Here is a 26295-nt window from a genome sequence, read left to right as displayed (position 1 = left end):
ATGCGAAGTAATAATATTGTAAGAATAGTAAAGTAGTTAGGAGGGGTTAGATTGGAGAATAGTAAGAGAATAGAGAAATTTAGGATAGAGTATATTAATTCTAAACCAAAAATCTGTTATGAGAGAGCTAGAATTTTTACAGAATCTCACAAAGAAACTGAGGGGCAAGCAATATGTATTAGAAGAGCTAAAGCATTTTTGGATGCTTGCAATAACCTTCCAATAAATATTTTTGAAGATGAGCTATTAGTAGGTACTGCAGGAAAACATAGGAGAACGGGAATCTTAACACCAGAGTTTTCTTGGAGATGGGTAGAGAAGGAAATGGATAATTTTGATAAGAGAACACAAGACCCATATATTATGACTGATGAGCAAAGAGGTTTTGTAAGAAAAGAAGTGTTTCCTTATTGGAAAGGTAAGTCATTAGAAGAAGTATTTTTAGCAAGAGTACCAGAGGAAACTGGAAAAATTCTAATAGACACGGGAATAATAGACAATGATTCTAAGTGGAGACAAGCTGTTGGGGAAGTTACTCCCGATTATCAAGATATTTTATTTAAGAAGGGTTATAAAAAAATAAAAGAAGAAGCAGAAGCAAAAATCAGAGAGCTTGATATTTCAGATCCAGAAAATATAGAAAAAATAGATTTTTATAAATCTGAGGCTATAGTAGCGGAGGGACTTATGAACTTTGCTAAGAGATACTCAGATATGGCGAAAGAAATGAGTGAGAAGGAAACATACCCTAAGAGGAGAGAAGAGTTAATAAAGATATCTCAAGTATGTGAAAGAGTACCAGCATATCCACCAAGTAGTTTTTATGAGGCAATACAATTTGTTTGGTTTGTACAGTTAGGAGGAATCATATCAGAAAACCCATTAGCTCTAAACTTAGGGAGATTTGACCAGTATATGTATCCATACTATGAGATGGATGTTAACAATGAAAATATTAATGAGGATGAAGCCCTAGAGTTAATAGAAGCATTATGGATAAAGCTATCAGAATGGGTATGGACTATATCTGCAAATACTGCTAATTACTTTGCAGGATACAATCAATTTCAAAACCTTACAGTAGGTGGTAGAAAGAGAAATGGAACTGATGCAACAAATACAATATCTTATTTATGCTTAAAAGCAAGTAAAAATGTAAAAACTCACCAACCTGGCCTAAGTGTAAGGATACATCAAAGCGCACCTGATGATTTTGTTATGGAAGTTGCTAGATTAGTAAAAGAAGGAACTGGATTTCCTGCTATACACAATGACCGTGCTGGTGCTCAGATGTTACTACAAGATGGCTATGATCCTGAAGATGCAAGAGACTGGAGCAATTGTGGTTGTGTAGTTCCTCATTTTAGAAAAACAGGTCAATGGACTTCAGCAGTAAATATTAACTTTGGAGCAGCTCTTGAGTATGCAATTAATGAAGGTAAGTCTAGGCTTACTGGTGAGCATATAGGCTTAGATGAAAAAAATATATGTGACTTTGATAGTTTTGAAGAGATTAAGGAAGCATTTTTTAAACAGATGGCATATTTAATTAGACATTCTGTAATAGGTACTACAGTAGCCCAACAAATACATAAGGAAATAGTACCAAGACCCTTTTTATCTATTTGTGTGGATGGGTGTTTTGAAAAAGGATTGGACTTAAGTAAGGGTGGGGCAAAATACAACATTGGACCAGTGCTTACAGGTATTGGTCTTGGAGTAGTTTCAAACTCTCTTGCAGCTATTAAAAAGCTAGTATTTGAAGAAAAAATAGTATCACTAAAAGAGCTTAGTGATGCTCTAGATAATAATTGGAATGGATATGAAGGTATTAGAAAACTTGCTATTAATGCACCAAAGTATGGAAATGATAACAATTATGTTGATGAATTAGCTATTGAAATATCAGATTTTTACTACAAAGAAATAAGAAAATATAAAGACATATTTGGGTCGAAATTTAATAGTGCATTTATGGGCATTTCAAACTATGTTCCAACTGGAAAGATAATAGGAGCAACACCTTGTGGAAGAAAATCTATGAAGCCTTTGACAGAGGGGGTATCTCCATTTGCAGGTACTGATACAGAAAGTCCGCTAGCTGCTATGAAGTCAGCAGCAAAAATTAACCATGATGTACACACAGGAGGAACCCTTTTAAACTTAAGGTTTAATCAAGAGTTACTTGAAAGTGAAAGAGGTCTTAGAAATCTTACTTCTATGATAAAATCCTATTTTGCGCTAGGAGCTTTTCATGTACAGTTTAACACTATATCTAATGAAATACTTCTAAAGGCTCAAGAACATCCAGAAGAGTATAAAGATTTATTAGTTAGGGTAGCAGGTTACAGTACTCAATTTGTAAACTTATCAAAAGAAATGCAAGATGCTATTATAGTCAGAAACTCATATAGTAGCTTTTAAAGTATGAGGGAGAATATGAAAAATATAGGTAAAGTAGTAAGAATACAACCATTTTCTGTTAATGATGGTGATGGAATAAGGACTACAATATTTTTAGAAGGATGTAAACTAAAGTGTAAGTGGTGCTCCAATCCTGATTCATGGAGTGGTATAGTAAAACTAGGTGTATCAAAGGATAAATGTAAAAACTGTAAGAAATGCATAGAACTATGCCCTCAAAATATTAAAGATTTATTTGATAGAAAAGAGATAAATAGCAAATGTAATTTATGTGGAGAATGTGTTAAAAACTGCACTAGTAATGCTATTTGCATAATGACTAATACTATGAGCATTGAAGAGGTGGTGAAAAGGGTAGAAAAGGATTTGATATTCTTCTTTGAATCAAATGGAGGAGTAACATTTTCAGGTGGAGAACCAACCTATCAAAAGGGGTTTTTAAGAGAATTGGTAAATATCTTTTATGACAAGGGAATAGATATGGCGATTGAGACTTGTGGTTATTTTGATTGGGAAAAATGCAAGGATATTTTTGAGAAAGTAGACCATGTTTTTGTTGATATTAAGGTTATGGATGAGAATAAACATAAGCGTTATACTGGAGTAAGTAATAAAATAATCTTAGAAAATATTAAAAATATAGGTAAAATGAACAAATCTATAGTAGTTAGAATACCTATAATATCAGGTATTAATGATGATATTGAAAATATAAAATCTACAGCAAACTTTGTAAAGACTAATATAAAGATACCTCAAATAGAGCTTTTACCATATCATAAGTATGGAATAGATAAGTACAAGATGCTAGGTCTTGATGATTATATTTATGAGTATGAAGCACCAAGCAAAGTAAGAATAGTTGAATTGACTAATCTTATAAAATCAATAGGAGTTAAGATAGTAGATTATAAATAATATACAGTAAATTAAATAAGGAGTATAGAAGATTGAATAAAATCAAATCTATCTATACTCCTTTAAAATTTAGATATCTCTAAATTATAAGACTACTTTGTAAGTTCTTTAGCTTTAGCTACGAAATCTTCTTCTGAATCAGCTGTAACTAACTCATCGTTTACATATCCTGTGAATTCTGATCCACATTCATATATACAACCATCTTCTATTTCTTCACCTAATAAAGCTTTCTTTAAATCCTCTACACTTAGTCCTGAACATGTTGAACATACTTTTATCATAATTAAATACCTCCATATTTTGTTTGCAAATAATATAAAATTTGTGCTTAGTATATATATACACCATAAAATGGTTTTTAAACAAAAAAATACAATATATAAAAATTATATATTGTATATATCTGAAAATTCAAGTTCGATATTTGGAGTAGGTGTTGAAATATCAATGTTTTTAGATCGCTTGCTAAGAGTTACATTTGGAATTTTAATTGTAAAAATAGTATACTCATTTAAGACACTAGCAACTTCTATAGTACCATTATGAAGCTCTACCAAAGATTTGACCAAAGAAAGACCTATACCACTACCTTCGCTTATTTTTGTAAATCTATTGCTCACTTGTCTAAATTTCTCAAATACTTCGCCTAATTTATCATTAGGTATACCTACGCCGGTGTCCTTAACTTGTATCTTTACAAAATCATCATCACAGTCAATGAATATATATATATGTCCATTATCTTTATTAAACTTAATTGCATTAGAGAGAAGGTTTAGTATTATACGTTCCATTTTATCCAAATCAAAAGCTATTATTTTTTCTTCAATAGTAGTATCAAATATCATTTTAATTTTATTTAGCTTTGCAAAATCAACCACAGATTCAAATACATCCTCTACATAGGCTACTATGTTATAATCTACTGGACTGTATTCTAGGCTACCAACATCTAATCTAGTTAAATCGATTAAGTTATTTACTAACTTTAACAATCTAAAGCCGTTTTGCCTCATAATATTTAGATATTTATAAGAGATGTTATTGTAGCAGTTCAAACATTTAACATTATTAGTGATATCAGATAGTTTCCTGTCAAATAGTTGTATAGAGCTAAATATTAAATTAAGTGGTGTTCTAAATTCATGAGAAAGATTTGCAAAAAACTCCATTCTGAGTCTATCTAGTTCTAGTTCGCTTTCCCTTCTACTAGATATATTTCTTGATATACCAAGTACACCGCCTACTATACCATTTTTATCAATAAAAGGAACTTTAATAGTCTCCATATATATTTTTTTACCATCTTCTAAGGTAATATCATTCTCATATACTATTTCAGTTCTGGATTCTATAACTTCCATATCTTGAGAGATATGCTTACAAGGTGACATATTAGATTCAATTTCAAATTCACCTTTTCCAACAATATCAGTTTTTTTTAGTCCTTTATATTTGGCAAAAGACTCGTTGCAATATATAAATACGCCATTAACGTCTTTAAAAAATATGTGGTCTGGTATATTATCTCCTATTAGTTCAATAAGTTTCTTTTGTGAGTGTGAATCTTTGTTGGAGCTTATAATATCAGCTACCTCATTGGCAAATCCTACAGTACCTATGATTTTATTGTTTATATCATATACAGGAAATGAGATATGATCATAACATATCCCATTAAGAAATATTAATTTTGATATAGATTTAACTTCTCCAGAAATCAATCTATTATGATCTTTGTCAAGAATAGCAGCTTGCTCTTTTATAAAGCAATCTGAAGCAGTTTTCCCTACTAAATCACTACTTAAAGTGCCTGGGAATAGTGTAGATGCTATATTGGTTTTTATATATCTTCCAGACACATCTTTAACCCATGTCATACAACCTAATTTATCTAGTAAATTTAGCATATATTTATCGAACTGATAGCTTTTTACTAGCCATATAACGAATATATTATTATCTATCATATCCAGTTCAATTTTATAATATAAATTCAAAGCAGGAATATATTCATCAATAGAATATCTCTCTTTGTTCATTAGTTTTGATAAATCAGCGTGCTTTGGATTTGTTATTTTAAATAAATCCAAAATATCCATTCCAATTATTTTATTTTTATCTAAATTAAATAAATTACTTGTTGAATTATTAGCCCCTAAAATTCTAAACTCATGATTTTTTTTACTATCTATTTTTTTAAGTTCACCCCAAATACAAGGCATTGGAGTTGCATCAATAATATTTATGTAATTTTGATGTTTCAAAATAAATCCCCCTCGGTAATATGTTTGTCCCTTATATAATATTAACATATAAAAATGGTGATGGGGGAGACCAACACCATTTTGTAATAAAATATTGAAATATAAAATATTATCTAATACTTTGTGGAAAATTGAATGTATTGCAAGGATCATATTTATGTTTAACGCATTTAAGTCTAGGAACATTTTCTCCAAAGTAGTTGCATTGATAATATGGAAGTTCAAGATAAGGGAAATTTATATATGAGCCTTCAGTTATACAGTATAAATATTTGAAATTTTCTTCAACCCATTTTAAACTATACTCTTTATATTCATTATCTTCCCATACAGATTGGATGGCTAAAATATAGTTAGCGTTTCTATAGTAAAAAGCAGTGTCAAACTTGCCTACATCTTTTGTTTTACCACCTAGGCCATATACATTAATGCTTGTGAGTATTGAGCCCTTAGGTCTTTTTTGATTTACAATATCTACTATGCCTTCTAGTTCAAAGCAGGAATAATATCTAGTAGAGAATCTTCCAGTTGTCTTAAATTTTTCATAAGGAGGGTAGGAGGCAGCGATTATATTAATTGCTTCTATGAAAGGTAAATATTCAATATTTGAATAACTACTGTAGATATTAAAAAATGGATATAGTAGCTCTCTTGCATTATCAGGAATACCATAATAAATACCCCTAGCGTAGATGTATATACCATCACTTTCTGAATTGTATAAATAAGCATTCATATTAATTTTTCTATCAGTACTTACAATCCACTTTTGCCATATATTTAAAAATTCAATTTGAGTCTGTGGTGAGGAGTTTGGATAAGTTATTTCGAAAAAAGTAACTTTATCAACCTTAGGAGGAAGCTTAAATGTAATGGATACAACAACACCGAAGTTTCCACCTCCAGCACCTCTCAAAGCCCAAAACAAATCAGAATGAATATAGTCATTAGCAACTAATAAATCACCTTCATAATCGATAATCTCAACTTCAATAATACTGTCACATCCAAGCCCCAGATATCTTGATGAATATCCCCAGCCTCCGCCTAGAGAATAGCCACTAGCAGCTACTGTTGGACAAGTACCACCTGGAAATGGATACCCTTGAGTTGCCAAAGTATTATAAAGCTTACCAAAGTTTACACCACCTTGAATTTTGACTGTATTATTACAACTATCTATTTTTATTTTGTTCATCAAGCTTAAATCAATTACCATAGCCTTATTGCCAGTAGAATAACCTTCGTAATTATGTCCGCCAGAGCGTATTCTAATATCAACATTATTTTCTACAGCCCAGCAAACAGCATTGCTAACATCATAGTAATCCTCGCAATATGCTATAACTAATGGAAACTTTTGTATTGATCTGTTCCACTCTTGTCTTGCTAGCTCATACTTAGGATTATTTGGAGTAATAATTTTCAATCATATCACCTTCTTAATAATTTGATGAATCTATATATTATATGCGATATAATGTCGAAAAGGTGATATAAGAAAAATAAAAACTCCTGTTAAGGAGTTTTTAAGTATAGAGATGTATTATTTATATTAGTTTCTTACTTCGATTACAAAGGCTTGTGTTTGAGGAGGTATACTCATAGTCATAGCCATAGAGTGGTAAACAAAAACATCATCACCAACGTTTAAATCATCTAGAGTAATTTCTTCATGGTTAGGATCCATAACCAAAGTTTTATCACTAGCTATTAATCTTGTAGCTGTATAGATATTTTCAGGGTCAGTTGCAATTGTAACAAATTTAATGCCTTGTTCTGGTATATCCTGTATATCGATTATTTGACCAGCTCTAAAAGCCCAATACTTCATATAATAATCACTCCTAAAAAGTATATTTATAATTATATATATTGCACTTTCACATTTATAGTACTTAAGTTATTAATTATAATGATTTAAATATATATGATTAAGCACTAGATTAATTTTTGCTATACATATTTGAGTTAGTGCATGCTTTAACAAAGAAGATACTTTTTAAAAGTATAAGTGATGGTATATAATAATAATATAACTGTTAAGAGAATTTTTTAATACTAATGAGGCTATAGTCTATCTTGCTTGAGGATAGATTATGGCCTCAACCCTTTTATAGATAAAATTAGACAATAAGGAAGCTTTGTATACATTCCCAAAATATAAAATATAGCATGAAATGATGGTATACTATTAGGTGGGGGGGATAGTTATGACTAAATTTAATAAAAATATTTATCTTTTTTTATCAATTAACCTATTAGCATCCTTTGCAATGGGTATCTTTAACATGTTTATAGGAATATATTTAAAAGAAATGGGTTATCAAGAACATTTAGTAGGAAGTATATTATCTATTAATACCTTTACTATGGCAATTGCATCTATACCAAGTGCATATCTTATAGAAAGAATAGGAAGAAAACGAAGCTTTACTCTTGGATTTTTTTGTATAGCAATAGGGAGTGCATGTTTAGTATTATTTGAAAATATATTCTTTATTACGGCTATGGCTATGCTAAATGGATTCGGACTTAGTGTAAAGGCTACAGCAGAAGGTATGTATATAACTGAAAATACTAAAGATGATGAAAGAGTGTCGGCTTTTAGTATGAACTTTATAATCTCAAATACTGGTATGATGGGAGCATCATTTATTGGGGGTATGCTTTCTTCTTATATGGGAAATTTCTTCTCATCAACTCAAGCTATCACAATCATATTTATTATGTCAGCACTATTATCTATATTAGCACTTATACCAATATTTTTTATGAAAGAGCCAAAAGATTTAAAACCAAGAGACTTCAAATCTTGTCTAAAAGGATATGTTAATATTCTAAACAAGAAGGTTGTAAATTTTATGGTGTATAACTTTATCATAGGGCTTGGCGCAGGAATAGTAGTGCCATTTTTTAGTGTTTACTTAAAATACTCTATGAGTATAGAAGATAGTATTGTTGGTATGATACTTTCTATTTCTCAGTTTGGATGTATATTGGGAGGAAGCATAATACCATTTATGTCAAATAGATTTGGTAAGATTCGCTCAGTAATAATATGTCAGATGTTATCTATACCGTTTTTACTTTCAATAGCATTTCCACAGGGGCTTATCTTAATATCAATATCATTTTTTATGAGAAATGGACTTATGAATATGGCTATGCCTTTAACTCAAAACTTATCCATGGAGCTTGTAGATGAGAAAGATAGAACTAACCTTAGTAGTGTACTTAGTTTATCTTCAAATGTTAGTAGGGCAATAGGTATATCCATAGGAGGATTTGTAATGGAGAAAGTATCATATAACGCTCCATACTATGTAACAATAGTTCTGTATATTATAGGAATAATAATGTTTAGCAATATTTACAAACAAGAGCTTAAGAGTAAATGTTATAAGCAGGTTGAAAATTAAACAAAAGAATAAAGGGGGAAGATACATGACTAAATTTTATATGCAGTACTTATTCCTGTTTATAGGGATAGGTTCCTTTTATCCATATTTGTCTGTATACTTGGAGAAAACGTTAAACTTTACAGCTTCTCAAATAGGTATTATTGTTTCAATACCTTCATTACTTGGAATACTTATGCTTCCAGTATGGGGTATAATAAGTGATTTAACGAAAAAACAAAAGAACATAATCTGTATTAATCTGTTTTGCGCAATAGTATTTATGATAGCTTATTCTAAAGCAAGTAGTTTTGTAGCGGTATTTATACTTATGACTTTAGTTGACATCTTTAAATGTTCATTATTACCACTTACAGATAGTATCTGTACAATCTACTGTCATAAAAACAATAAAAACTATGGAGCAGTACGTGCTGCAGGTTCTGCTGGATTTGCAATTGCAGCATTTTCAGTTGGTCAGATAATTAAATTTACAGGTAGTGATTTTATATCATTTTATGGCTTTGTAATAAGTCTTGGTATCTGCTTATTTATTGTTCCATTTTTAAAGACTACCAATATAGAAGAAAATAAAAATAAAATGAATATAAAAAAAGACTTACCCAATCTTATAAAAAACAAAGGATTTGTTCTTATATTAGCTATGTGTGTTTGTGTATTATCACTTGCAGAGGGGGTAGGAGCGTATCAAGGTATCCATCTTATGAATATGGGAGCGGGAAAAGATCTTGTAGGTATGCTTACATTATTTATGGTAACACCAGAACTTTTCTTTATGATGAAGTCAAAAGGATTCTTAGAGAAGTATGGATATATAAAGCTTATCTCGATAAGTAGCTTATCACTTTTACTTAGATGGGCAGTGTATATAACTACAAATAACATATGGGTGTTTATACTTGCAGCATCTTTGCATGGTATGGCAATTTCAATGATGACTATATGTGCCTTTGATTTTATAAAAAAAGTAGTACCAAGTAACCTAGCTTCAACATCTATAACTGTATATAGCTTTACCATAGGTATGGGATCAGCTATTATGAAGCTAATATATGGAAACTTGATAGATAGTTATGGTATGAATTTCATATTTGGGTGTTCTATAGCAATCTCATTAATGGGATTAGGTATAATAGTTTTGCTTAATAGGTATATAAGTAGTAGAGAATATATGGAAGTTGGTGTAGCTTCTTAACTTATTAATTAAATAATATATAGTAAAACTAAATCAAAAGTGTTAAAATATATAAATCATCTTAAATAACGGAGGAATAGATATGTCTACAATGTATTGCCCAAAATGTATAATAGAAACAATGGAATTAACAAATCATGAAGAAGGAACTGATTTTGAAATATTAAATGAAGGAACTGAAAATGAAGTAAGAGAAGATTTTGAATATGTACTTGATACATACAAGTGTCCTGAATGTGGTCATGAAGTAGAAGACTACATGGAAGCTTCAGATGAAGAAAAGTAATAATTTTTATAATATTAAAGCCACCTTATATAGATGGCTTTTTTAGTGAAAGTAAAGAATTAATAATCATAATAAGTTTGTAGTATTCATAATATATCTAGGGGAGATTTACTATGAGAACAGTCTTATCACTAATTATATACTTTTTTATATATAGTTTCTTAGGATGGATAAGTGAGTGTATTTATTGCACTGTAGGAAATAAAAAAGTAGTTAATAGGGGATTTTTAAATGGACCAATATGTCCTATATATGGATTCGGAGCTACAATGCTAATATTTGTGCTTAAAAACAAGCCTCAAGATATTATATATTTGTTTATATGTGCTATTGTACTTACATCAATTCTTGAATATGTAACAGGGTATATATTAGAGAAGACTCTTCATACTACTTGGTGGGATTATTCAAATAAGAGATTTAATATAAAGGGAAGAATATGTTTAAAAAACTCAATATTATTTGGTATTATGTCGGTAGTATTAATGAAAATAATACAACCAGAGGTTGTGAGCTTTGTAGAAAATATCTCCACAAAAACATTACTTTCTTTAGCTATAGTGGGAATAGGGTGGCTAATAGTCGATATTATCATTAGTTTAATGGCCCTTAACAAGTTAAATGTAAAACTAGATAGGCTTGATGAAATCATTATGGATTTAAAAGCTTTTAACATATGTTTAGATAAATTTAATGAAGAAGAATTATTATCAAAGCTTGATAAATATAGAGAAGAAGATAGTTACATACAATATAGGATAGAAGAAGTTAAAGATAAAATACGCAATATAAGAGCAAAAGCTTTACAAGTAAATAGGATTATTAAAGCATTTCCTGATATGAATAAAAAGAAAAAACAAAAGCAACTTCAATATTTAAAGGAATTTTTAAAAGAGAAAAATAAGAATTAATAGGTTTGAGTCTAATGAAGTAACTTCTTGACTTTTCTTGCATATATTATTACAAATAGTAGTTTACTATTTTTTAACTTGTATATTTATAGGAGATGTAATTTAATGAGAGATAGTAAAGAAAAAGGAATTAAAAAAGTCACTAAACCTGTAGAAGATGTAGGCAAGGAAGTAATAAATGGCGTAGGATCTATTGGTAAAGAAGCCTTTAAAACTGTAGGTTCAGTTGGAAAAGATGTTATTGGTGGAGTAGGTTCTATAGCAAAAGAAACTATAAATACAGGTAAAAATGTTGGTAAGGCAGTAAAGAAAAATATTAAGAAATAATTAATGTAGAGCTATCCAAATATATTTTGGATAGCTCAATTTATATAAAATACATAAGTTTAGTAGATGAGATTATGAGAAAAATGTACTGTATTATGTATTATTTTTAATTTTCAGAATGTTCACCTCCTTATGGTTGATATTAACACGTAGTGTGAATACAATAGAATATATAGTAATTTTATATTAAATACGTAATTTATGCAGGTAAAACCTATAAGATGAATATATTTTAATTAAGTTAGTAAAGGGGGAAATTTAATTATGAATAAAGTCATAGAAGGTAATTTTGAAAGCATAAATAAAATTAAATTCATAGGGATAGGCCCTCAAGGTATATCCATAATTAATAAACTATCTGAAGATAAAAAAAATAATATAAAGTTAGCAGCAATAGATACAAATAATAGTGTAATAAATACTAATGAAAAAATATACTTCAGTAGTTATCATGGATATGACTGTTTAGTTAATGATAAATTTTTAAATTTAATAGATGAAATAGACAGTCAAAGTGAAGAGCTTTTTAGTTTAATAAAAGAAGAAAAAATGGTAATTCTTACTTGGGATATATATGATATTACATCAACCCAGATAGCATTAGAGTTGGGTAAACACGCCCTTAAAAATGATATAATAATCCTGCCTATTGTAACTGGATATGAAGGTAAAGCAGGAAATACACTTGATACTAAGTTTTATATGAAGAAGGTTAATAAAAATATTGGTCCAGCAATAAATCTATCTAATAAAAAAGTCACTAACAAAATAAGTGCTAAGGAAGATAGAATATATGATTACAACATAATAATTAAGACTATTGACTTACTACTAGAAAACATAATGTCTACTTGTAGTGTAAACTTAGATTATGATGATATAAAGTGGTTATTTGAAGAAACAGGAAATGATGTTCAGATGTGTATAGCGAGTTTAAATGAAAATGATACAGAAGAAGATATTAAAAATAAGATAGGCTCAAGTATGTTATTTAGAAGAGGAAGCAGGCTCCCTAAGAAAATAATAATTAATTTAAATGCATCTATAGGTCAACAAGACGAAGGAAGAGTATATAAAGTTATTCAAAGTGTAGCTACATCACTTCAAGATATTTCTCATAAGGATTGCAAAATTACTTTTTCTATTAAGTTTACTGAAAAGGATGATAATACAATTGATATTCTTACTGTGCAAGTATAAAAAATAAAGGAGATACTCGAATTATTGAGTTATCTCCTTTTTATATTAAATTACAAAAATACATAAGTACTAAAAATCAGCACTTACCTGTGAGCCTCCGCATTCCAAAAAGTCATTTTTTAGTTGATTAGTTTCTCTAGTAGACATGATTAGATTGCTTAGAGGCAAGGATAGCCGTGTTATAGCTATAATTTTTTTGAATGCAGTATCATTAACTATATTTGGATATTCTTCTGAAGTCATGTGTTCAGTAATTTTTAGCCTAGGGAATAAGATATTACTAAATCCTATGCCATATTTGTTTTCTATGTGTTCATTGTGCATAGTTAGGGCTAATACTTCAAACTTAGGGTTAGCTAAACCTAATAATACGCCGGTGCCAACATCCTCCAAGCCAGCCTCTATGGCTCTATCAAATGCTGTAATGTGGTAATAGTAGTCATCGGTTATAGACTTGCCATAATTTCTTAGATAGGTCTCCAAATGATAGGTCTCCTGAAACAGCATATAAGTACATATTCCTTCTTCTTTTAGATTTCTATAATTATCAGTAGTGGTAGCAGTTGTTCTAAGATCTACATCTATTGGTCCTGCATGATGAGTATTTACCCTACCTGCTATTTCAAATAATTTATCTAGATGCTTTTCATCTTCAATTTGCAAAAGTGTAGCTATGTCCTTATAGCTTAGTTTTTCTTTTTTACAGGCTTTAAGAAATACTTTTTCAATATCGTAGTCAGTTGAATATTTAGCTTCATAAAGTAATATTTCAATTATGCCTTGATTTATAAACATGTAAATACCTCCTATATTTGTTTTCTATACATTTCATAACCGATAAATATATAAAGTTGTAATATCACAAAATGAGATATTTATAAAATACTACATACAAATTCCTATTATAGAATTGTAGTAAAAATACATCCTAAAAGAAATAAAATTAAAAAAACTATATATAAAATTTTTTTAATTCAGAATATGCGACAAAAAAATATATAAAACTTTTTTATTTTTACTATTGTAATCGAACGAGTGTTTGAGGTATAATAAGATTAACAAAAAGAACAGATGTTTGATTAGAAAAACACGGATAAAATGGAATAATTATTAAACTTTATAAATAGAATTAAATATATAAAATTTAAAAGGAGAGATAACAAATGAAAATGCCAATAGGAACAATACAAGATATAACTTTAAACAACTTAAAAAATGGTGAAGTAACGCTAATGCAGCTTGATGAAATATATAAAAAAATGGGATTTGTATTTGTTGTAAGTGAAGGGAAGTTTACAAGAATAAAAAAAGAGATACGTCACTAGTCGTATTGAAATTTAATATAAATAGTTTAAATAATACCTAGCTCAAAGATAAAAGGGAATGAGCTAGGTATTATTTGATTGGAGAGGATTTAATGAAAATACTAACTTACAATATTCACAAGGGAATGGATGCAAACAATGTGCTAAAGCTTGGAAAAATGATTGACTATTTTAAGGAAAATGACTTTGATATAATCTGTTTGCAAGAAGTACTAAATCATCAATTTCTAAAAATAAAAAAAGATCTTAAATACGATGGTGTATTTGCTACTAATGTAAATAAACCTGCTATGTTATTTGGTGTGTGTACTCTATCAAAGCATCCTATCAATTATAGTAGCCATGTATTTTTGACTAGTAAAAAAGAACAAAGAGGATTTTTAAATATTGAAACAAAAATAGATGATTTAAAATTGAATGTCATAAATACTCATTTAGGATTAGATAAAGAAGAAAGATATACTCAGATAGATGAAATATTAGACTATACAAATAGACTTACAGGAAAAAATATATTGTGTGGAGATTTCAACGAAAGAAATATTAATATAAGTAAGTTTAATGATGCATCAGTAGTTTTAAATCTAAACTGCGTACCTACCTTTGGCAAATCATGGGCTAGAATAGATTATATATTTGTAGATAAGAGATTAGATATAAAGGATTATAGTGTAGATAAAATAAATTTGTCAGATCATTATCCAGTAATAAGTAAAATATATTAAAAATATCTAAATGTGACAATAAAGTTACATATTAAGACCTAATGTTGTTAAAGTATATGTGTTCCCCTATAATTTAATTAGTTTTATGAATGAGGTGGGGGGAAAATGAGCAAAGAATTAGTTATTGAACAAGAAAAGAAAAAATCTAGTTGGTTTAGATCAAAGGAAAAAACAGAAAGGTCTAAGTATTTAGGTCCAGTAGTAGCTATAGGAGTAGCAGGACTTATAGCTTTTGCGTCTATAAGTTATTTTAACAAAAATTATATATACACAGATACTGTATCAAAAAATATCTTTGTAGAAGGTATTGATATCTCTGGCATGACTAAAGAAGAAGCTCTTGGTGCTGTAACAAGTAAATATACTCCTCAAAATATTGGATTATCATTTGAAGAAAATAGTTTTACTATTTCACCAGAAGATATAGGGTTAGAGTATAATGTAGAGGAAGTTGTAGACAATGCTTACAACTATACTAAGAGTGAATCATATTTTAATAATGTAGGCGCAGTGATAGGTCTTATTAACAATGAGAAGCAGTTTAGTATAAAATCAAGTTATGATGAAGCTAAGTTAAGTACTTCTATAGAAAATATTTCTAATGAAATAAATAAAACTATGTCAGATGCTGAAGTTAGTATAAGCTCTTCAGGTGGAATCAGTGTAACACCTGCTGTAGTTGGGAAAGAAGTAGATATAGCTGCTAATAAAGAAGCTATATATGAGATGATAGAAAAGAAATCTTTTGGAGATTTAAATCTTGTGGTAAATAAAAAAGAACCAAACATTACTACAGCGCAAGCTCAGTCTGTAAACAAACTTTTAGCTGAACATACAACAAGATATACATTAAATCCTGTAGGAAGAGCGACAAATATAGCATTATCAGCTAAAAGTACAAGTGATATACTTTTAATGCCTGGTGAGGAGTTTTCATACAATAACTTAACAGGTCTTAGGACTAAATCAAATGGATACAAAGATGCTGGAATAATAGTTAATGGGAAGCTTGAGCAAGGGCCAGGTGGTGGTGTTTGTCAAACTTCAACAACATTATATAATGCAGTACTTTTCTCGGGCCTTAAGGTTACAGATACACAAAATCATTCTATAGCATCAAACTATGCTCCTTTGGGACAAGATGCAATGGTAAGTGATGGTTACAGTGATTTAAGATTTTCAAATCCATATGACCATCCAGTGTATATAAAAAATGTAATAGGAAATGGAACGGTAACTTCTAGAGTATATGGAAATTCTGCTGATGTAAAAAATATATCTATTAAGGTTGATAGATTTACAGAAGGAGGGCTGGCTGCAACTAAAACTTACAGACAGTATTTAGATTCTAATGGTAATATTATAGATACTGAATATATAGCAAAAAGTGTATATAAAAAGGTATAGAATAAAGCTACATTTAATCGAATTGATTGAGTGTAGCTTTTTTATTTATAGAGGATTAATCTTATTTTGATAAAAATATGGAAAATATGGAAAAATAATACAAATATTGTTATACTTAGGGATATGATGATGTATTATTTTTATAATAGGGGAGGTGAGATAATTGACACTAATAGGAAATAGATATGAAATACTATCTAAAATTGACTCAATAGAGCTAAATACGCTTTATAAAGCCAGAGATGTATACGACAATACAAAAGTATTAATTAAAATAATAGAGCACGAAAACAATATACATGAAGATTTCGTATCTAACTTAATAGATGAATCAACTAATATAGATGGAATAAAATCACATTATATAATGAAGATATTAGAAGTAGGTGTACATTGCACTGAAGATACTGTTCTATATTACATAGTAAGTGAATACTGTGGGGGAATAGGGCTTGATAAAATAATCTCAGGAAATTACCTTCACCTAGAGGCAATAATAGGTATAGCGACGCAAATACTAAGATCGTTGGAGGTTGCGCATGCTCATAATCTCTATCATGGAGACTTAAAACCTAGTAATATTATAGTAGATAAGTGGTACAATATAAAAATTTCTGATTTTGGAGTTACAAAAGCTAACAATGGAGTAAATCTTAGATTAGATAATAATATAAGATATTTATGCCCACACCAATTAAATATAAACTATACAGATATAGAAAGTGATTTTTTTGCATTAGGAATTATACTATATGAATGTATATTTAAAAAGCTTCCATTTGAAAAAGGAGCAACAGAAAAGGAAATGTTAAAGTTTATAGATAAGGGTGTAAATTGGAATGAAGTAAAAGCTGTAAACGGAAACGAAGAACTTATAAATATTATAAAGAAACTTTTAAGTAGAACCAATAAATATACTAATATATCCGACATTATCATAGATATAAGTAAAATAATGTATGATAAAGCAGATATAGAAGAAGAAATCATAGATGATATAGAAGAAAAATCAAGAAATGGCAAGATAATATCGCCGAAGAAGTTTTTATTAGGAACCGCTGTAATAGCTTTAATTAGTTTTATGGCAGCAGCTTATTTATAAATATGTAAATAATTTTAAGCATACTAAATTAATTTAGTATGCTTTTTATGTATAATCTATACCAATTTTAATATTTTAATAAAAAATGTGAAAATCTTAGAATCAAAGGATAAGATTAGCATGAAATTTATATTAAAATATTAAATGTTTGAAATCGAAATAGTACATAAAGAAACAATTTTATTGTATAACAAATTAATTAATAGACATTATTTACAGCTAACTTAAAATAGGCTATACTAGAATCTAACAAATATAGGGAGGTTGAGTGACATATAAAAATATACATAAATATGTAAGAAAAAACTTAGTAAGGACATAATTTAGATAATAATAGAAAATAATTTGATATAAGGGAATTTAAGGAGGAACAAATGAAAGTTGAATGGAATAAAAAGTACACTACCATATCGGTATATGCTTTTTTAGTAGTGTGTTGTAGTATTATATTTTATCTTATCTCATCGGATTTAGATATATTTACAAGTAAAATAAGCAATGTAATAGCAATATTACAGCCTATAATAATAGGATGTGTACTAGCATATCTTTTTAATTTTATTTTGACATTTTATGAAGAAAAATTATTTAGAGGTGAGTTCTTTAAGAAAATTTCTCATAAGCAAAAAAGAGGTTTAGGATTATTACTTACATATGCAACAGTGTTTTTAACACTATACCTATTTATACAGTTTGTACTTCCGCAAGTTGTAGATAGTATATCAGGACTGGCTAATGATATACCAGCTTATGTAAATAATGCAACTGTATTTTTAGATGATTTAATGAATAAATTAAAAGTAGATGATCAATATATGGCTTTAGCTATTGATAAATGGAATGAATTTGTAAACTATGTTATTAAAATAGCTACAGATTTATTACCTATACTAGGTAGCACAGTAAAGGTAGTAGCTTCTAGTGTTTGGAATATAGTAATAGGATTAATAGTATCTATTTACTTATTAATAGATAAAGAAAACTTCCATGCTTTAGGTAAAAAGATAACACGAGCAACATTACCTGAAGCAATTGCAGATAAAGTGTTAGAATTAACTTACAGAAGTAATGATACATTTGGTAAGTTTATAGTTGGGAAAATAATAGATTCTCTAATAATAGGTGTACTTACATTCTTTGTACTTACAATATTTAAGATGCCATATGTATTACTAATTTCTGTAATAATAGGTATAACTAATATTATTCCATTCTTTGGACCATTCTTTGGAGCTATACCATCGGTTATAATAATACTATTTGTTTCGCCAATGCAAGCTTTATGGTTCCTAGTAATAATATTAGTAATACAACAGATAGATGGAAATATCATTGGACCTAAAATATTAGGAGACTCAATTGGTATATCAGCATTTTGGATACTGTTCTCACTTCTAGTAGCAGGTAAATTCTTTGGTCTTATAGGAATGATAGTAGGTGTTCCTGTATTTGCAATAATTTACTCAATAATAAAAGAAATAGTTGAGAATAAGCTTAGAAAAAAAGGACTGCCAATAGAAACTGATGATTATAAATAATATAAGAGCACTTAAACTTTATGTTTAGGTGCTTTTTTATGTACATAGACTATAACTATTGTGAGATTAAAAGCTATATATATATAAATAAAAGGGTCATAAAAAACTAATACTAAATACCTAGAGATTTGTTAAGCAAGGAGGATATTATGACTTGTAAGTGGGTATCTAGTATTGACGATAATGTAGCGTGCAATCGGTGTGCAGATGAATCGGGATACTGTATTTTCCATAAAGAGAATAAAAATATAGAAGAAAGTGAGATATTTATTAATGAAATAAAAAATCAAAAAATAAGTGATTTTAGGGGATTTATATTTAATGAGAAATTTGTAACTAAAGATGTAATTGATTATAAATACAAAAGGCTAAGTTTTACTGAGGCGCAATTTATAAAGGAAGCAATATTTAATGATTATGAATTTAAATATGATACAGATTTTAATTATACATTATTTGAAGAGAAGGTTTCCTTTAAAAGGGTGACCTTTTATAGAAACTGTAGTTTTAAAGAAACTAAATTTGTAAAAGAGAATATAGGCAAAAAAATATTTGAAAAAGTAAAATTTAAAGGACAAAATTTAGTAGTTAATAATGTTGAAAATCTACCTAGGATGGATGGGATAGTTTTTAGAAATTACAGTAAATTTATTTTAACAAATATACATTACGAAAAAGAAGACTATTTATATGGTAAAATCAATTTTAAAATTGCAAGAATACAAGCTCAAAAAATAGGAGATCACGATAGGATAGGTTACTATTATTATAATGAAAGAAACTACGGAAGTAAAATAATGAAAATTACAGATTACCCGAATAAAAGAGAGTATTTATCAGCAAAATTTTATGATAGTTTATCAAGATATGCAATAGGATACGGAGAGAAGCCTTGGAATATTTTGATTATAACGATTCTTATAATAAGTATTTTCGCCTTATTATATATGCTTACAGGATTAATGACTTCAAGTGGTGATTATATTGGAATTAACTTAAGTAATATTAGTAAGTATTCAATTAGTGAAATTATAAATATATATGTGAATTTATGGTACTTTAGCATGATTACTTTTGCAACGGTAGGATATGGTGACATGATAGTGATAAATACAATGGGAAAGATTTTAGTATGTATAGAAGTTTTTTTTGGAGTTACATTGGCTGCAACATGGGCATCTGTAATTATAAAACGTATGATTCGGTAGTTAGTAAATAATTACTAGATATAAAATTGTCTAAAAAGGAAAAAATTAATATAAACTTATTAATCTAAGAAGGTGACAATTTTGAAAAATGGAGCAAAGAAAATACTAATACTAACTATCATCTTAGCTGTAATAACTCCAAATGCAGCGTATGCTAAATCTAAAGATGTAGATAAGTTTTCAAAATCATCAATACTTATCGACCAAGATACTAATAGAGTATTGTTTGAGAAAGACCCAGATACAAAACGACCACTTGCTAGCTTAAGTAAGATGATGACATTTTTACTAGCAATAGAAGCTATAGAAAACAACAAGGTTAAAGCACAGGACATAATAACCATAGACAAATCTATTGCTTCAGTAAGAGGGTCAAGCTACCATCTTAAAGAAGGTGAAAAAATACCTTTGATTGAACTTATGAAAGGGCTAATGATAGTATCAGGAAATGATGCTGCAGTAGCAATAGCAAAACATATTGGTGGTGATGTAGATAACTTTGTAAAACTTATGAATCAAAAAGCAAAGGAAATAGGGATGTCAAACACAAGCTTTGTAAATCCAAATGGACTTCCTATCTATGATTTAAGTGATGCAAAAAAACCACCAAAAGAAAACATATCTAGTGCAAGGGATATAGCAACATTAGGTAAATACATGTTTGATAATTATGAAAAACAAGTAACAGCAATTACAGACATGTCAATTTACTCTTATCCAGAAAGAGGATTTTGCAAAAATAATACTAACTCAGCACTACTTAGCATGATGCCTGAAGTTGATGGTATAAAAACTGGTTATACAGGTAATGCTGGGTACTGCTTAGCTTTTTCTATGACAGTAAAGGAAGATGAAAAAAATGAAAGAGAGCGTAGGGTAATAGGCGTAACCTTAGGAGCTAATCATAAAAATAAAAGATTATCAGCTTCAGTAGCTATGCTTAACTACGGAAAAAATAACTTCTATACTAAAAAGGTCATGGAAAAGGATGATTTAATAGGAAAGAAATATATTAAAGGTATTGAAGAATTAGAGGTAGTTTTAAAAACAAATGATGAACTATACACTGTAATAGGAAATGACGAGCATCTAAACTCACAAATGACTTTAAAAGAAATAAGCTATCCAGTAAAAAAAGGTGATGTGTTAGGTGTTATAAAATATTACACTGATAGTGGCGAAATATTAGGAAGTGTAGATATAATAAGCGATAATGATGTTGACAACGCATCCCTAAAAAACAGATTAAAAATGATATTTTCAGATTAAATAATGGAAAAAGTGGAAAGATTAATAATAAAATAAAAATGTTGTATTTTATAAATCTCTATGTTATACTACTAGAGGTGAAAAAATAAACTATAATCACACACGGAAGTGGGATCTTTAAAAGGTGCCTAAAAGGTTTTTTAGAGAGAAGATCACTCCGGAGGTATAAAACCAGGAGGTAAAAATGTCAGTAATTTCAATGAAACAATTATTAGAAGCTGGTGTTCATTTCGGACATCAAACAAGAAGATGGAACCCTAAGATGGCTCAGTATATATTCACTGAGAGAAACGGAATATACATCATAGATTTACAAAAGACTGTTAAGAAAGTTGAAGAAGCTTACAGATTCACTAAAGAAATAGCTGAAACTGGAAAGCCAATATTATTCGTTGGTACTAAGAAGCAAGCTCAAGATGCTATAAAAGAAGAAGCTGAAAGATGTGGAATGTACTACGTAAACGAAAGATGGTTAGGTGGAATGTTAACAAACCACAAGACTATCCAAACTAGAATAAAGAAATTAAGAGAATTAGAAAAAATGGAAAACGAAGGTGTATTCAACGTTCTTCCTAAAAAAGAAGTTATAAAGTTAAGAGCTGAAAAAGAAAAATTAGAAAAATACTTAAACGGAATAAAAGACATGCCTGAATTACCAGGTGCTATATTCGTTGTAGACCCAAGAAAAGAAAACATAGCTATACAAGAAGCTCACAGATTAGGAATCCCAGTAGTAGGGATAGTTGATACTAACTGTGACCCAGAACAATTAGATTTAGCTATACCAGGAAACGATGATGCTATAAGAGCTGTAAAATTAATAACTGCTGCTATGGCAACTGCTGTAATCGAAGGTAGACAAGGTGCTGAAGAAGAAGTAGCTGAAGACCAAGAATAATAAAAAAACTTAATGGTAAGGGTCTCCCTTACCATTAACAATATATAGGAGGAAACTTTAAAATGGCTAACATAACTGCTCAAATGGTAAAAGAATTAAGAGAAGGTACTGGCGCTGGAATGATGGACTGTAAAAAAGCTTTAGTTGAAGCTGAAGGAAACATGGAAAGAGCCGTTGATATATTAAGAGAAAAAGGATTATCTAAAGCTGCTAAGAAAGCAGACAGAGTTGCTGCTGAAGGTTTAGTTGCTATAGAAATGAACGCTGACAACACTGTTGCTTCATTAGTAGAAGTAAACTCAGAAACAGATTTCGTTGCTAAAAACGAAGATTTCAAAACTTTCGTTAAAGATGCTGCTGAAATGGCTTTAGCTACAGATGCTGCTGACATAGAAGCTTTCTTAGCTGAAAACCACAGAGAAGGAATAGCTTTAAGCGAAGTATTAAACAATAGAATAGCAACTATAGGAGAGAAGTTAGACGTAAGAAGATTCGAAAAGTTAACTACTGAAGGACAAGTTGCAGGATACATACACGGTGGAGGAAGAATAGGAGTTCTTGTTGAAATGATAACTGACGCTAGAGATGCTGAAGTTTTAGCTATGGGTAAAGACATAGCAATGCAAGTAGCTGCTATGAATCCTAAATACGTTTCAAGAAACGAAGTTGATGCTGAATACATAGCTCACGAAACTGAAATATTAACTCAACAAGCATTAAACGAAGGAAAGCCAGCTAACATAGTTGAAAAAATGATAAAAGGTAGACTAGAAAAACAATTAAAAGAAGTTTGTTTATTAGAGCAACCTTTCGTTAAGAACCCAGACGTAACTGTTAAGCAATTAGTTGCAGATATGGCTAAAAAAGTTGGATCAGATATACAAGTAGCTAGAGTTGTAAGATTCGAAGTTGGTGAAGGTATAGAAAAAGCAGAAGAAAACTTTGCAGAAGAAGTTGCAAAGCAACTTAAGTAATAGCCAAAAGAGAACACGCAAGTGTTCTCTTTTTTAAAAAAATGATATATTTCAAGTAGGAGGATTTTGATGAATAAGCCAATGTATAAAAGAGTGTTATTAAAACTTAGTGGAGAAGCTTTAGCTGGAGAAAAAGGTTTTGGTATAAACAATGATGTAGTTAATGAAATAGCAACAGCTATACAAAGAATACAAGAAATAGGTGTTGAAGTAGCTGTAGTAGTAGGTGGTGGTAACTTCTGGAGAGGAAGAACATCAGAAGGAATGGATAGAACTACTGCTGATTATATAGGAATGTTAGCTACTGTAATGAATGCAATGGCTTTACAAGATGCCCTTGAAAATATAGATGTTGCAACTAGAGTTCAAACTGCTATAGAAATGAGACAAGTTGCAGAGCCTTACATAAGAAGAAAAGCTGTTAGACATTTAGAAAAAGAAAGAGTTGTAATATTTGGTTCGGGAACAGGAAATCCATACTTCTCTACTGATACTGCAGCAGCGCTTCGTGCGGCTGAAATGGAAGCTGAAGTAATATTATTAGCTAAAAATGTAGATGCTGTATATGATAAAGATCCAAAAGTACATGCTGATGCTGTGAAATTTGAGGAATTAAGCTACATGGAAGTTCTTCAAAAAGAACTAAAGGTAATGGACTCAACAGCTACATCTTTATGTATGGACAATGGAATACCGATAAAGGTATTTGAACTTACTACAGAGAATATAATAAGAGCTGTAATGGGTGAAAAAATAGGTACAACTGTAAAATAAATTAAATACAAGGGTAATTAAAGGAGGAAAAACACATGAAAACTGTACACAATGAATTAAAAGCAAGAATGGACAAGACAATAGAAGCCTTAAAATACGAATTTACTACAATAAGAGCAGGTAGAGCTAATGCTCAAATGCTAGATAAAGTAAGAGTAGACTACTATGGAACTCCAACTCCAGTAAACCAAGTAGGTGCTATATCTGTACCAGAGCCAAGAACTTTAATGATAACTCCTTGGGATAAGTCTGCTATGGCTGAAATAGAAAAAGCTATAAGAAACTCTGATTTAGGATTAAACCCTACTAATGATGGTAATGTTATAAGAATATCTGTACCAGCATTAACAGAAGAAAGAAGAAAAGAATTAGCTAAAAAAGCTCATAAAGTATCTGAAGAATTTAAAGTTAGAATAAGAAACGAAAGAAGAGACGCTAACGATAAATTCAAGAAGATGGAAAAAGAAGGCGAAATAACTGCTGACGAATTAAAGAAGGCTCAAGATGATGTTCAAAAAGCTACTGATAAATATGTAAAAGAAATAGATGTATTATTAGTTGCTAAAGAGCAAGATATAATGGCGGTATAATATTGAAAAAATATTATAACCTTCTAGGCCTTCATATAAATGATGTAAAAGAATTTTTTGATAATAAAAATATTCATTATAGTATAAAAACTATCCAAGATAGAAAAGACCAGGACAGACTTACTGTTCCAAAGGTTATCAAAATATCTGAGATAGACAATAATGTTGAATTAATAATGACTTATTTTTCTGACTCCTTAAATTAAGGGGTCAGAAATATTATTGGAGGCGAAATATGGAGAATAGATTGACATATGACATAGATTTAGACAATATACCTAAGCATATAGCTATTATAATGGATGGAAATGGAAGATGGGCAAAAAGTAAGTTTTTACCAAGAGTTGCAGGGCATAAAGCGGGAGTTGAAGCTATAAGAGGTGTAGTAAAAGAATGCTCTAGATTAAATGTAGAGTACTTGACTTTATACGCTTTTTCAACAGAAAACTGGAAAAGACCTAAGCTTGAAGTAGATGCACTTATGAATCTCTTAGTTACTTATCTAAAAAATGAAGTAGCAGAATTACATAGAAATAATGTAAAAATTAACACTATAGGCTCAATAAAAGAATTACCAAAATCGTGTATAGACGAGTTAAATGCTGCTATGGAGTTAACTAAAAATAATGATGGTGTTAATTTAAATTTAGCCCTTAATTATGGAAGCAGACAAGATATAAAAAATGCGGTAATAGATATAGTAAAAGACTGCAAAAGTGGTAAAATAGATATAGAAGACATAGATGAAGATACTATAAAAAACTATTTAAGCACAAAGTCTATTCCAGACCCTGATTTAATCATAAGGACTAGTGGAGAAGAAAGATTAAGCAATTTCTTATTATGGGAAGTTGCATACTCTGAGTTTTACTTCACTGATATACACTGGCCGGCTTTTAAAGCAGATAGCTTACAAAAGGCGATATACGTATATCAAAATAGAGATAGAAGGTTTGGAGGACTTAAGTAAGGAGATTATTTATGCTTACAAGAATTATTGCTGGATTGGCACTAGCTCCGTTATTATTGTTTTTAATAATTGGAGGACTACCTCTATATATAGCAGAATTAGTACTAATTTCAATTGCTCTAACTGAATTTTATAAAGCTTTTAATGCAAAAGAAATAAAACCATTATTTAGTTTAGGATATATATTTGTAATTTATATAGTTGCAAAGAATATTTTAGATATACCTTTAGATTATACATATTTAGTATTTTTCCTGCTGTTTATAATAGGAATAACATCATTGTTAAGATGTAAAAGTAATATTTTAGATATTGCAGTTACATTTATAGGAATATTCTATGTAGCTATGTTTTTTGACTATGTAGTTCTTACTATTAAAGATTTTGACTTAGGAAATACCTATGTATGGTTAATCTTTATAATATCTTTTGCAACAGATACATTTGCATACTTTAGTGGATATTTATTTGGCAGACATAAATTAATACCAAAAGTTAGTCCTAAGAAAACTATAGAGGGTAGTATTGGCGGGATATTAGGGAGTACATGTTGTTGTATTTT

26 protein-coding genes are annotated in these 26295 nt (G+C 29.5%); 21 read left to right on the top strand and 5 right to left on the bottom strand.

The window, feature by feature from the left end; all coding sequences use genetic code 11:
* Window positions 1-51: 51 nt before the first annotated feature.
* Window positions 52-2424 (top strand): glycyl radical protein, encoded by a 2373-nt coding sequence (locus CHL78_RS11035; RefSeq protein ID WP_094366937.1) that lies wholly within the window; start codon window positions 52-54, stop codon window positions 2422-2424.
* A gap of 15 nt (window positions 2425-2439) precedes the next feature.
* Window positions 2440-3342: a glycyl-radical enzyme activating protein gene (locus tag CHL78_RS11030; RefSeq protein WP_094366938.1), complete on the top strand. Its 903-nt coding sequence runs from the start codon at window positions 2440-2442 to the stop codon at window positions 3340-3342.
* A 92-nt stretch (window positions 3343-3434) separates the two neighbouring features.
* On the opposite strand, the gene CHL78_RS11025 is transcribed toward CHL78_RS11030, so the two are convergent.
* The 4 genes from CHL78_RS11025 to CHL78_RS11010 all read right to left on the bottom strand — a co-directional run bounded on the left by CHL78_RS11025 (window position 3435) and on the right by CHL78_RS11010 (window position 7446).
* Entirely contained in the window at window positions 3435-3626 is a 192-nt protein-coding gene (locus CHL78_RS11025; protein ID WP_094366939.1) for a hypothetical protein, read from the bottom strand.
* A 105-nt stretch (window positions 3627-3731) separates the two neighbouring features.
* The gene (locus tag CHL78_RS11020; protein ID WP_158540683.1) at window positions 3732-5612 is read right to left on the bottom strand and encodes a PAS domain-containing sensor histidine kinase; all 1881 of its coding nucleotides are present in this window, start codon (window positions 5610-5612) and stop codon (window positions 3732-3734) included.
* Between the two features lie 109 nt (window positions 5613-5721).
* Window positions 5722-7041 (bottom strand): FAD-dependent oxidoreductase, encoded by a 1320-nt coding sequence (locus tag CHL78_RS11015; protein WP_330408618.1) that lies wholly within the window; start codon window positions 7039-7041, stop codon window positions 5722-5724.
* A gap of 126 nt (window positions 7042-7167) precedes the next feature.
* A complete protein-coding gene (locus CHL78_RS11010; protein WP_094366941.1) occupies window positions 7168-7446 on the bottom strand; it encodes a hypothetical protein in 279 nt (92 codons plus the stop codon).
* Between the two features lie 379 nt (window positions 7447-7825).
* Between CHL78_RS11010 and CHL78_RS11005 the strand changes: the two genes are divergently transcribed.
* The 6 genes from CHL78_RS11005 (at window position 7826) to CHL78_RS10980 (ending at window position 12953) form a co-directional block, all read left to right on the top strand.
* Window positions 7826-9034 carry an MFS transporter gene (locus tag CHL78_RS11005; protein WP_094366942.1) on the top strand — a complete coding sequence of 403 codons (1209 nt, stop codon included), beginning with the start codon at window positions 7826-7828 and terminating at the stop codon, window positions 9032-9034.
* A gap of 25 nt (window positions 9035-9059) precedes the next feature.
* Complete coding sequence (locus CHL78_RS11000; protein WP_094366943.1) at window positions 9060-10229, top strand: MFS transporter; 1170 nt, start codon at window positions 9060-9062, stop codon at window positions 10227-10229.
* An 82-nt stretch (window positions 10230-10311) separates the two neighbouring features.
* Window positions 10312-10515, top strand: a complete 204-nt coding sequence (locus CHL78_RS10995; protein WP_094366944.1) for a hypothetical protein — start codon at window positions 10312-10314, stop codon at window positions 10513-10515.
* Between the two features lie 113 nt (window positions 10516-10628).
* A complete protein-coding gene (locus CHL78_RS10990; RefSeq protein WP_094366945.1) occupies window positions 10629-11426 on the top strand; it encodes a putative ABC transporter permease in 798 nt (265 codons plus the stop codon).
* Between the two features lie 105 nt (window positions 11427-11531).
* Entirely contained in the window at window positions 11532-11753 is a 222-nt protein-coding gene (locus CHL78_RS10985; RefSeq protein WP_243446416.1) for a hypothetical protein, read from the top strand.
* Between the two features lie 264 nt (window positions 11754-12017).
* Window positions 12018-12953: a hypothetical protein gene (locus CHL78_RS10980; RefSeq protein WP_094366946.1), complete on the top strand. Its 936-nt coding sequence runs from the start codon at window positions 12018-12020 to the stop codon at window positions 12951-12953.
* Between the two features lie 69 nt (window positions 12954-13022).
* Here CHL78_RS10980 and CHL78_RS10975 read toward each other — a convergent pair whose 3' ends face one another.
* Window positions 13023-13748 (bottom strand): hypothetical protein, encoded by a 726-nt coding sequence (locus tag CHL78_RS10975; RefSeq protein ID WP_094366947.1) that lies wholly within the window; start codon window positions 13746-13748, stop codon window positions 13023-13025.
* 368 nt (window positions 13749-14116) lie between these two features.
* On the opposite strand from CHL78_RS10975, the gene CHL78_RS20990 reads away from it, so the two are divergent.
* The 13 genes from CHL78_RS20990 to CHL78_RS10910 all read left to right on the top strand — a co-directional run.
* Window positions 14117-14278, top strand: a complete 162-nt coding sequence (locus tag CHL78_RS20990; RefSeq protein WP_094366948.1) for a hypothetical protein — start codon at window positions 14117-14119, stop codon at window positions 14276-14278.
* Between the two features lie 92 nt (window positions 14279-14370).
* Complete coding sequence (locus CHL78_RS10970; RefSeq protein WP_094366949.1) at window positions 14371-15003, top strand: endonuclease/exonuclease/phosphatase family protein; 633 nt, start codon at window positions 14371-14373, stop codon at window positions 15001-15003.
* A 105-nt stretch (window positions 15004-15108) separates the two neighbouring features.
* On the top strand, window positions 15109-16410 hold the full coding sequence (locus tag CHL78_RS10965; RefSeq protein ID WP_094366950.1) for a VanW family protein: 1302 nt from the start codon (window positions 15109-15111) through the stop codon (window positions 16408-16410).
* 163 nt (window positions 16411-16573) lie between these two features.
* Window positions 16574-17512: a serine/threonine-protein kinase gene (locus CHL78_RS10960; RefSeq protein ID WP_094366951.1), complete on the top strand. Its 939-nt coding sequence runs from the start codon at window positions 16574-16576 to the stop codon at window positions 17510-17512.
* Between the two features lie 374 nt (window positions 17513-17886).
* A complete protein-coding gene (locus CHL78_RS10955; RefSeq protein WP_094366952.1) occupies window positions 17887-19050 on the top strand; it encodes an AI-2E family transporter in 1164 nt (387 codons plus the stop codon).
* 149 nt (window positions 19051-19199) lie between these two features.
* Window positions 19200-20258 carry a potassium channel family protein gene (locus CHL78_RS10950; protein WP_094366953.1) on the top strand — a complete coding sequence of 353 codons (1059 nt, stop codon included), beginning with the start codon at window positions 19200-19202 and terminating at the stop codon, window positions 20256-20258.
* 81 nt (window positions 20259-20339) lie between these two features.
* Window positions 20340-21527 (top strand): D-alanyl-D-alanine carboxypeptidase family protein, encoded by a 1188-nt coding sequence (locus CHL78_RS10945; RefSeq protein WP_199534035.1) that lies wholly within the window; start codon window positions 20340-20342, stop codon window positions 21525-21527.
* Window positions 21528-21711: 184 nt separating this feature from the next.
* Window positions 21712-22425: a 30S ribosomal protein S2 gene (rpsB, locus tag CHL78_RS10940; RefSeq protein WP_094366955.1), complete on the top strand. Its 714-nt coding sequence runs from the start codon at window positions 21712-21714 to the stop codon at window positions 22423-22425.
* Window positions 22426-22487: 62 nt separating this feature from the next.
* Window positions 22488-23399, top strand: a complete 912-nt coding sequence (gene tsf / locus CHL78_RS10935) for a translation elongation factor Ts (RefSeq protein WP_094366956.1) — start codon at window positions 22488-22490, stop codon at window positions 23397-23399.
* A 69-nt stretch (window positions 23400-23468) separates the two neighbouring features.
* Window positions 23469-24173, top strand: a complete 705-nt coding sequence (pyrH, locus tag CHL78_RS10930) for a UMP kinase (RefSeq protein ID WP_094366957.1) — start codon at window positions 23469-23471, stop codon at window positions 24171-24173.
* A gap of 35 nt (window positions 24174-24208) precedes the next feature.
* Window positions 24209-24763 (top strand): ribosome recycling factor, encoded by a 555-nt coding sequence (frr, locus tag CHL78_RS10925; RefSeq protein ID WP_094366958.1) that lies wholly within the window; start codon window positions 24209-24211, stop codon window positions 24761-24763.
* Window positions 24764-24998: 235 nt separating this feature from the next.
* Window positions 24999-25733 carry an isoprenyl transferase gene (locus CHL78_RS10915; RefSeq protein ID WP_094366960.1) on the top strand — a complete coding sequence of 245 codons (735 nt, stop codon included), beginning with the start codon at window positions 24999-25001 and terminating at the stop codon, window positions 25731-25733.
* Window positions 25734-25744: 11 nt separating this feature from the next.
* On the top strand, window positions 25745-26295 hold a 551-nt coding region (locus CHL78_RS10910), incomplete at its 3' end, for a phosphatidate cytidylyltransferase (RefSeq protein ID WP_147295815.1).

It is taken from the genome of Romboutsia weinsteinii (genome assembly GCF_002250835.2).
In the GTDB taxonomy this organism is placed as follows: domain Bacteria; phylum Bacillota; class Clostridia; order Peptostreptococcales; family Peptostreptococcaceae; genus Romboutsia_A; species Romboutsia_A weinsteinii.
Note: the sequence above shows the minus strand (reverse complement) of the source record. Positions and strands in the feature narration are given on the sequence as shown.